Origin of the sequence: Sphingobium olei (assembly GCF_042678845.1) — a bacterium.
GTDB lineage: Bacteria > Pseudomonadota > Alphaproteobacteria > Sphingomonadales > Sphingomonadaceae > Sphingobium > Sphingobium olei.
Genome location: NZ_JBHTLS010000081.1, coordinates 1 through 8,349, shown reverse-complemented (window position 1 = coordinate 8,349; position 8,349 = coordinate 1). Strand labels below are relative to the sequence as shown.

The window sequence follows — 8,349 nt, the reverse complement described above, 5'->3', positions numbered from 1 at the left end:
GCGGATCGACAAAACAGATCATGAGGGGCATGCCCCCCATGATCTGATGACCAAACTGGCGGCATAATCACAACAGGGATGAGCTTAACTTCGCCGCCAAACTGTCCAAAAAGGCGGGACCACCTCACTGACCCTCGTCTTGACCGACCTTCTAGACCGCTTGCCGCGACCGGGCGAGATTCGTGGCAAAGTCTCAGCATGTGCTGTCTCCCGAACGGATCTCCATGTGGTCTATGACGACTTCCTCTGAATAGAGGATGCGTAGACTTACTAATTACAGGGTCAATCGAACCCGCATAGCCGTATCAATGAAACGCGGATGCCGCGTGGATGGAGACGGGAATTGAAGAACATATTGCTCCTCGTGCACGACGACGCGGGACAGGAGGCACGGTTCCAGACCGCGCTCGACATCACCCGCGCGCTTGCAAGGCCATCTGACCTGTCTCGACGTCGCGCAGGTGCAAGTGATCGCTGGCGATTATTCGGGCGGCGCCGCAACCGCGATGCTGATGGCGGACGAGCGGGAGCGGGAAGCCGCCAATCGCGTGACGCTCGAGGCGAGGCTGGCCCATGAAGGCGTGCAATGGAACTGGATCGAGAGCAGCGGCGGTCTCGCAGAATGCGTTACCCGTGCGGCCGGACTTGCCGACCTCATCGTCGTCAATCGCAAGCTCGATGTCTTTCCAGAGCCGGACATGCGCGGCGTCACCGCATCGATCGCCGTTCGCTCCGGGACACCGGTGGTCGCTGTGCCCGACGATGTCCGAAGCCTCGACGTCACAGGCCGCGCACTGATCGCTTGGGACGGCTCGGATCCGGTGACGGCCACGATGCGGACCTGCATACCCCTCCTCAAGCTCGCCGCGGCGGTCATGCTCTTGACGATCGATGATGGAGGCGAAGGAGTCCCCGCCGAAGAGGCGGCCGCCTATCTTTCACGCCACGACGTCCATGCCACGATCAGGCGCGTCGCCGGCAAGCACCGGCATGCCGACGATATCATCGCGGAGGAATCCGCCACATGGGAGGCAAGTTACTGCCTCATGGGTGCATTCAGCCACAACCGGCTCGTCGAAGCCCTGTTCGGGGGCGTGACACGCCGAATGCTGAGCACCAGCAAGCTGCCGCTCATTCTCGGCCACTGATAATTTTGCCCTCGCCGCTTGAGGCGAGGCCATTCCCTCCGAAAGGAACACCCAATGCCTAAGACCATGAAGGCCGCGGTCGTCCGCCAGTTCGGCGCGCCGCTGACTATCGACGAAGTGCCCGTACCCCAAGCAGGTCCCGGCCAGATACAGGTCGCCATCCAGGCCTCGGGCGTCTGCCATACCGATCTCCACGCCGCCGAAGGCGATTGGCCCGTAAAGCCCAATCCGCCCTTCATCCCCGGCCATGAGGGCGTGGGCTTCGTATCGCAGGTTGGCGCGGGCGTGACCCATATCAAGGAGGGCGACCGGGTGGGCGTCCCCTGGCTCTACAGTGCGTGCGGTCATTGCGTCCACTGCCTCGGCGGCTGGGAGACGCTGTGCGAAACCCAGCTCAATACCGGCTATTCCGTCAATGGCGGCTTTGCCGACTATGTCGTCGCCGACCCAAATTATGTCGGCCATCTGCCCGCCAACATCAGCTTCATCGAGATCGCCCCGATCCTGTGCGCCGGCGTCACGGTCTACAAGGGGCTGAAGATGACCGATACCAAGCCCGGCGACTATGTCGCGATCAGCGGCATCGGTGGGCTGGGCCACATGGCCGTGCAATATGCCAAGGCGATGGGGCTCAATGTGGCGGCGATCGACATCGATGACGCCAAGCTCGATCTTGCCCGGCGACTTGGCGCGACCATCACCGTCAATGCCCGCAACGAAGACCCGGCTGAGGTCATCAAGCGCGAAACCGGCGGGGGCGTGAACGGCGTCCTCGTGACAGCAGTCAGCGAGAAGGCCTTCGCGCAGGCCGTTGGCGTCGTCGCCCGCGGCGGCACAGTCGCGCTCAACGGGCTGCCGCCCGGAGATTTCCCGCTCAACATCTTCGGCATGGTGCTGAACGGCATCACCGTGCGTGGCTCGATCGTGGGAACGCGCCTCGACCTGCAGGAATCGATCGATTTTGCAGCGCAGGGCAAGGTTCGAGCGACGGTGGAGACGGCAGGCTTGTCGGACATCAACACCGTGTTCGAGCGCATGCACAAAGGTCAGATCGAGGGCCGCGTCGTTCTCGATCTGACAGCATGAACAGGCGCCGCACGATTGATCCGGTTGCTCGGGTCAACCGGACAACGAGTATCCTTCGTATTGAAGAGATAGCACGGCTCGGCTGGGCAAAATTCCTGCGTGACAATAGATTGCAGGTTAATAATTATCACGTTATCAATCTGACATGGCAGCCAAGCGCACCCTGAGCGAGCAGCAGTTGACGACCGGACTGATATTGTTGGGGCGCCATTACTCCCGGCAACTCGACAAGGTTGTCGATGACCTGGGATTGTCGGGTTCGAGCGCTATCCCCCTCGCAATATTGAGCCGCATGGGAGAGGGAACGCGCCAGGGAAGTCTGGCGCAAGCTTTGGGCGTGGAAGGTCCTGCCCTCGTTCGGCAACTGGACAGGCTATGTGCGCTGGGCCTCGTGGAGAGGGTCGAAGATGCGGCCGACCGGCGTGCCAGGAATCTGTATCTGACCATCGCGGGGCGGCGGGTTGCAGCGGATGTCGAAGCCCGGTTCGCGCGGCAGCGCCGCACGCTGCTGGCGGGCGTTCCCGACGAAGACATCGAGGCGGCCCAGCGCATTTTCAGGATTCTCGAAAACAGGATGAGTGAGCCATCCGACCTGGAGTAGCCGGAGGGGTGAAGCCAACTGAAATCCGCAGCACGACATCAATATCTAGGAAGACACCGCCTCGAAAGAGGAACCTTGAAGCCTATATCTGGAAGAGGATTTCATGACCTACTCGGCTCCCGTTGATGAACAGCGCTTTGTGCTTACCCACATCGCGCGGATTGGCGAGATCGGCGCCGATCCGCGTTTTTCAGCAGCCAGTGAAGACATGGTCGATGCCATCGTGGAGGGCGCTGCTGCCTTCGCCGAGGGGGAGTATGCGCCCCTGCTGCGTTCAGGGGACACGGTCGGAGCGCGATGGGACAATGGTGTCGTCACCATGCCGGAGGGCTTCCGGGCAGCCTATCGGGCCTTTGTGGACAATGGCTGGGGCACGCTCGCAGGCCCGGTGGCGTTCGGCGGACAGGGGCTACCCTTTTCGCTGGCGACGGTGGTCATGGAGGACCTGGGCACGGCCAATATGGGTTTCTCCCTGGTCAACATGCTGACCCCCGGCGCGATCGAATCGCTGGTCGCCCATGGCAACCCGCAGCAGCAGGCCACCTGGCTGCCCAGGCTGATCACGGGAGAGTGGCCCGGGACCATGAACCTGACCGAACCCCAGGCCGGTTCGGACGTGGGCGCGATACGCACCACCGCCACGCAGGCACCGGACGGCACCTGGCGAGTCAAAGGGCAGAAGATCTTCATCACCTTCGGCGAACATGACCTGGCCGACAATATCGTCCATCTAGTGCTGGCCCGCACACCCGGCGCACCGCAGGGAACCAAAGGCCTTTCGCTGTTCCTCGTCCCCAAATACCGACTGGACGAAGCTGGCGAACCCGGCGTGCTGAACGACGTCCATTGTGTGTCCATCGAACATAAGCTGGGCATCCACGCATCTCCCACCTGTGTCATGTCCTATGGCGACAATAACGATTGTGTCGGCGAACTGGTCGGCCCCGAAGGCACCGGGATCAGGGCGATGTTCACGATGATGAACAATGCGCGGATCAATGTCGGCAATCAGGGCGTACAGGTGGCCGAGCGCGCGACCCAGTTGGCGATCGCCTATGCCCGCGACCGTATCCAGTCGCCCAGCGCCGACGGCAGTTCGGGCAAGGCTTCCGTCGCCATCATCGAGCATCCCGATGTGCGCCGGATGCTCCTGCGGATGAAAGCGCAGACCCAGGCCGCGCGTGCGCTGCTCTACTATGCGGCCGGTCAGGTCGACCGCGCCCATATGGGCGACGCGGCGGCCAAGGCGCGGGTCGATCTGGTGACGCCGCTCGTCAAGGCGCATGGCACCGACATCGGCTGCGAGGTCGCGTCGCTCGGCGTGCAGGTGCATGGCGGCATGGGCTTCATCGAGGAGACCGGCGCCGCCCAGCATTACCGCGATGCCCGCATCACCCCTATCTATGAAGGCACGAACGGTATCCAGGCCGCTGATCTGGTTGGGCGCAAGCTGACCGGTGATGGCGGCGCGGCGCTGCGGGCGCTGGTTGCCGACATCCGTGCGGAAATCAGTGAGGAGATCACGCTTGCCACTCTGGCCGATGCCGTCGAGCAGATCGCCGCATGGATGCTGAACGAGGCGGGCGTGAACGACCGCCTGGCCGGAAGCTCTCCGTTCCTGACCATGCTGGCGACTCTGACCTGTGGTTGGCTGATGGCCCGGCAAGCCGGGGTTGCCGCGGCCCTGATGGTCAAAGGCGAAGGCAATCCCGCCTTCCTCAAGTCGAAGATCGCCGCAGCCCGCTTCCATCTCGACCAGATCGTGCCCGAAGCGACAGGCCTGAAGTCCGCCGCGCTGGCGGGCGCAGCCCCGCTTTATGCCCTGACCGCTGGGGAACTGGCGGCATGAGCGATCTCTTCGCGTCCCTTTACACCAGCAAGCGCATTTCCCCCGGCCAGGCGGCGGCTCTGATCCCGTCGGGTTCGAAGGTCGCGATGGGGCTCGGCGTCTCCCAACCCCCGGCGCTTCTGGAGGCATTGGCCCAGCGAGCCGGCGCGGGCGAAGTCTCGGACATTTCGCTCTATTACATGCTCGCCACCGCCATCGCCGGCGAGACCGTGCTGCGTTACGAACTGCGTGATCGCATCCGGCCCGTCAGCCTGTTCCACAGCGGAGTGGAACGCGCTCTTGATGCGATCGGCCTTCGCGAGAACGTTCCTTTGGTCGAGGTGATCCCGGTCGCGTTCAGCCAGGTGCCGCGCATGCTTACGGAGCATATCGGCGTCGACACGCTCCTCGTCACCGTATCGCCGATGGATGAGGACGGCAATTTCAGCTTCGGGACCAACACCGACTACGCCCTTGCCGTATCCCGATCTGCGCGTCGCGTCATTCTGGAGGTCAATCCGCACATGCCGCGGGTCCAGGGCAATTGTGTGATCCATGTCTCGCAGGTGACGGCGCTGGTCGAGCATGCCGCGCCTTTGCTCGCGCTGCCGGAGGCGACCCCCGGCGCAGAAGATCTCGCGATCGCAAAGATCATCGCGGGACTGGTCGAGGACGGCGCCTGTCTCCAGATGGGTATCGGGGCTTTGCCCGACGCGGTCTGCTCGGCGCTGCGCGGCCATCGGCATCTGGGCATCCATACCGAATTGATGACCCCCGGCATGGCGGAGCTCATGCGCCTCGGGGTCGTGGATAACAGCCGCAAGCAGCGGCATGCCGGTCGTTCGGTCTTCACCTTCGCGATGGGCGATGCGCCGCTCTACGACTTTATCGACGGCAATCCCCTGCTGGAGGCCCACCCGGTCGATTATGTGAACGACCCCGCGGTAATCGCCCGCAACCACCGGATGGTCTCTGTCAACGCCACCCTGCAGGTCGACCTGGAAGGCGCGTGCAATTCGGAGTTCATGAACGGGCGCCAGTTCAGCGCCGCCGGCGGACAATTGGACTTCGTTCGCGGCGCTTATGCGTCGAGCGGCGGCCGGTCCATCATCGCCTGCCATTCGACGGCCGCCCGCGGCACGGTGTCGCGCATCGTCCCCGCTTTGTCCGGGCCAGTGACGACGCCGCGCAACGATACCCACATCATTGTCACCGAATATGGCTGGGTCGATCTTAAAGGCAAGAGCGTCAGCGAACGGGCGCGCGCGCTCATCGGCATTGCGCACCCGGACTTTCGGGATGCGCTGGCACATCCACAATAAGCCACCCTTCCGGGATGGCTCTATCCAAATGAGAATGAAAGGCCCGCTGGGTTCGGGGCGGCTGCCAGGAAATGGGAGAATGAAATGCAGGGAAATCGTATCGCCAATGCCGGCCTGGCAAGCCGGATCATGGATGCGGACGCGGCCGCCAGCCTGATTTCCGATGGCATGACGATCGGCATGAGCGGCTTCACCGGTTCGGGCTATCCCAAGGCAGTGCCCGTGGCGCTGGCCAAGTGGATCGAGGCGGCACACGGGGCGGGCGAACGCTTTCGTTGCCGGGTCTGGACGGGCGCCTCGACCGGCCCCGAACTCGACGGTGCGCTAGCCAAGGCAAACGGTATCGAGTTCCGCCTGCCCTATAATTCCGATCCGATCGCGCGCGACAAGATCAATCGCGGCGAGATGGAATATTTCGACATGCACCTGAGCCAGGTCGCGCCGATGGCGTGGCAGGGCTTTCTGGGTCCGCTCGACGTCGCGGTGGTGGAAGTGGCGGGCATCCGGGCGGACGGATCGCTGATCCCATCCTCTTCGGTCGGCAATAACAAGACCTGGCTCGACCGCGCACAAGGCGTAATCCTGGAGGTCAATCGCTGGCAGAACCAGGCCCTGGAAGGGATGCACGACATTTATTACGGCACCGCCCTGCCCCCGCACCGCGTGCCGATCCCGCTGGTCCGCCCAGACGACCGTATCGGTGACACCCATTTCCGCTGTGACCCGGACAAGATCATCGCGATCGTCGAGACCGATGCGCCAGACCGCAACCTGCCCTTCGCCGCGCCCGATGCGGCCGCCAATGCCATTGCCGGCCACCTGATCGAGTTCTTCCGGCACGAGGTCGCCAAGGGCCGCTTGCCCGCGTCGCTGCTTCCGCTGCAATCGGGCGTGGGCAATATCGCCAACGCCGTGCTTTCCGGGCTGGTCACCGGCCCGTTCGAGAATATGACCTCTTATACCGAAGTCATCCAGGACGGGATGCTCGACCTGCTGGATTCGGGCAAGCTACGCATGGCGTCCGCCACCGCCTTTTCGCTGAGTCCGGAGGCCGCGACGCGGCTGAATGCCGACATGAGCCGCTATCGCGACAAGATGATCCTGCGGCCACAGGAAATCAGCAATCATCCTGAACTGATCCGGCGGCTCGGCTGCCTGGCAATGAACGGGCTGATCGAGGCCGACATCTACGGCAACGTCAATTCGACCCACGTCATGGGATCGCGCATCCAGAACGGCATTGGCGGGTCGGGCGACTTCGCGCGCAACGCCTATGTCTCGATCTTCGTCACGCCTTCCACGGCGAAGGGCGGCAAGATTTCCGCGATCGTGCCACAGGCGAGCCATGTCGATCATATCAGCCAGGATGTTCAGGTGCTCGTCACGGAACAGGGGCTTGCCGATCTCCGGGGTCTCAGCCCAAAACAGCGCGCCGCCCTCATCATCGAGAAATGCGCGCATCCCGACTACCGGCCCGCGCTCGCGGACTATTACCGCCGCGCGCGCGAAGGCTCCTACGGCCAGCAATCGCCCTCCCTGCCGGGCGAGGCCCTGTCCTGGCATCAGCGTTTTATCGAAACCGGGTCGATGTTGCACCATTGCTGAGCAATTGTCCGACATCTTCTCGACGCAGCCACATCGGTCTTGATGAACGTTTGATGTGGTGAAGCATATCGATCTGACCGCGATTAAAAGCCAGAGATGCGGAGCACTGATGGGGAACACGCGAAAGAGCTTGTCAGATACTCGAAGACGACTTTGCTTACAACCACTAACTGACGAGAGCATCAGACCTGCCGGTTCGCAAGCTCCAATGGTGACATTGCGCGCACCATTCATCTCCGTAATATCCCGCATATTGCCGGCGATTCTGCAGTCCTAGCTTCCGCCCATCAAGACGGAGGTGACGATGAAGAACATCCTTTTACTGATACATGACGATGAGGGTCAGGAAGCCCGGCTGCAGGCGGCGCTCGACCTGACCCGGGCGTTGAACGGCCACCTGTCCTGCATCGATGTCACGATGGTCCCGAGTATCGCGGGCGACTATGACGGTATCGGGTCGGCCATGCTACTTGGCGACGAACGCGACCGTGAAGCCGCCAACAAGGCTAGTCTTGAAGCCCGCCTGGTGTCCGAGGATGTCGTGTGGAGCTGGAGCGATGTGACGGGTTTCGCCGCTGAGGCCGTTATCGAGGCGGCGGCGCTTGCCGATCTCATCATACTCAACCGCAAGCTTGATCTGCCCCCACCGAGTGGACCGATTGGTTTGTTAGTGGATTAAGCCCATCGCCGCCATATTCGGACGGAGGTGGAGCGAAGCGGAACCGGAGGCCGGATATGGCGGTGTCGCCGTTTCCGGTG

The 8,349-nt window shown here is 62.8% G+C and carries 7 protein-coding genes and 1 pseudogene; 7 read left to right on the top strand and 1 reads right to left on the bottom strand.

The window, feature by feature from the left end:
- Positions 1 to 425 precede the first annotated feature (425 nt).
- The 7 genes from ACFQ24_RS04830 to ACFQ24_RS04800 all read left to right on the top strand — a co-directional run bounded on the left by ACFQ24_RS04830 (position 426) and on the right by ACFQ24_RS04800 (position 8,269).
- A complete protein-coding gene (locus ACFQ24_RS04830; protein ID WP_380909389.1) occupies positions 426 to 1,148 on the top strand; it encodes a universal stress protein UspA in 723 nt (240 codons plus the stop codon).
- A gap of 54 nt (positions 1,149 to 1,202) precedes the next feature.
- Positions 1,203 to 2,234 carry an alcohol dehydrogenase AdhP gene (adhP, locus tag ACFQ24_RS04825; RefSeq protein WP_025290500.1) on the top strand — a complete coding sequence of 344 codons (1,032 nt, stop codon included), beginning with the start codon at positions 1,203 to 1,205 and terminating at the stop codon, positions 2,232 to 2,234.
- A gap of 145 nt (positions 2,235 to 2,379) precedes the next feature.
- Positions 2,380 to 2,835, top strand: a complete 456-nt coding sequence (locus tag ACFQ24_RS04820; protein WP_380909387.1) for a MarR family winged helix-turn-helix transcriptional regulator — start codon at positions 2,380 to 2,382, stop codon at positions 2,833 to 2,835.
- Positions 2,836 to 2,938: 103 nt separating this feature from the next.
- Positions 2,939 to 4,684 (top strand): acyl-CoA dehydrogenase, encoded by a 1,746-nt coding sequence (locus tag ACFQ24_RS04815; RefSeq protein ID WP_380909385.1) that lies wholly within the window; start codon positions 2,939 to 2,941, stop codon positions 4,682 to 4,684.
- Entirely contained in the window at positions 4,681 to 5,985 is a 1,305-nt protein-coding gene (locus tag ACFQ24_RS04810; protein WP_380909383.1) for an acetyl-CoA hydrolase/transferase family protein, read from the top strand. The genes ACFQ24_RS04815 and ACFQ24_RS04810 overlap by 4 nt, the downstream gene beginning before the upstream one ends.
- A gap of 84 nt (positions 5,986 to 6,069) precedes the next feature.
- Entirely contained in the window at positions 6,070 to 7,590 is a 1,521-nt protein-coding gene (locus ACFQ24_RS04805) for an acetyl-CoA hydrolase/transferase family protein (protein ID WP_380909381.1), read from the top strand.
- Between the two features lie 304 nt (positions 7,591 to 7,894).
- Positions 7,895 to 8,269 carry a hypothetical protein gene (locus ACFQ24_RS04800; RefSeq protein WP_380909379.1) on the top strand — a complete coding sequence of 125 codons (375 nt, stop codon included), beginning with the start codon at positions 7,895 to 7,897 and terminating at the stop codon, positions 8,267 to 8,269.
- On the opposite strand, the pseudogene ACFQ24_RS04795 reads toward ACFQ24_RS04800, so the two are convergent.
- A pseudogene (locus tag ACFQ24_RS04795) lies at positions 8,258 to 8,349 on the bottom strand (integrase catalytic subunit); the annotation flags it as partial. The gene ACFQ24_RS04800 and the pseudogene ACFQ24_RS04795 overlap by 12 nt on opposite strands.

Coding starts and splice junctions, on each gene's coding strand:
- ACFQ24_RS04815 (WP_380909385.1), top strand. CDS start 2,939: ATGACCTACTCGGCTCCCGTTGATGAACAGCGCTTTGTGCTTACCCAC.
- adhP (WP_025290500.1), top strand. CDS start 1,203: ATGCCTAAGACCATGAAGGCCGCGGTCGTCCGCCAGTTCGGCGCGCCG.
- ACFQ24_RS04805 (WP_380909381.1), top strand. CDS start 6,070: ATGCAGGGAAATCGTATCGCCAATGCCGGCCTGGCAAGCCGGATCATG.
- ACFQ24_RS04810 (WP_380909383.1), top strand. CDS start 4,681: ATGAGCGATCTCTTCGCGTCCCTTTACACCAGCAAGCGCATTTCCCCC.
- ACFQ24_RS04820 (WP_380909387.1), top strand. CDS start 2,380: ATGGCAGCCAAGCGCACCCTGAGCGAGCAGCAGTTGACGACCGGACTG.
- ACFQ24_RS04800 (WP_380909379.1), top strand. CDS start 7,895: ATGAAGAACATCCTTTTACTGATACATGACGATGAGGGTCAGGAAGCC.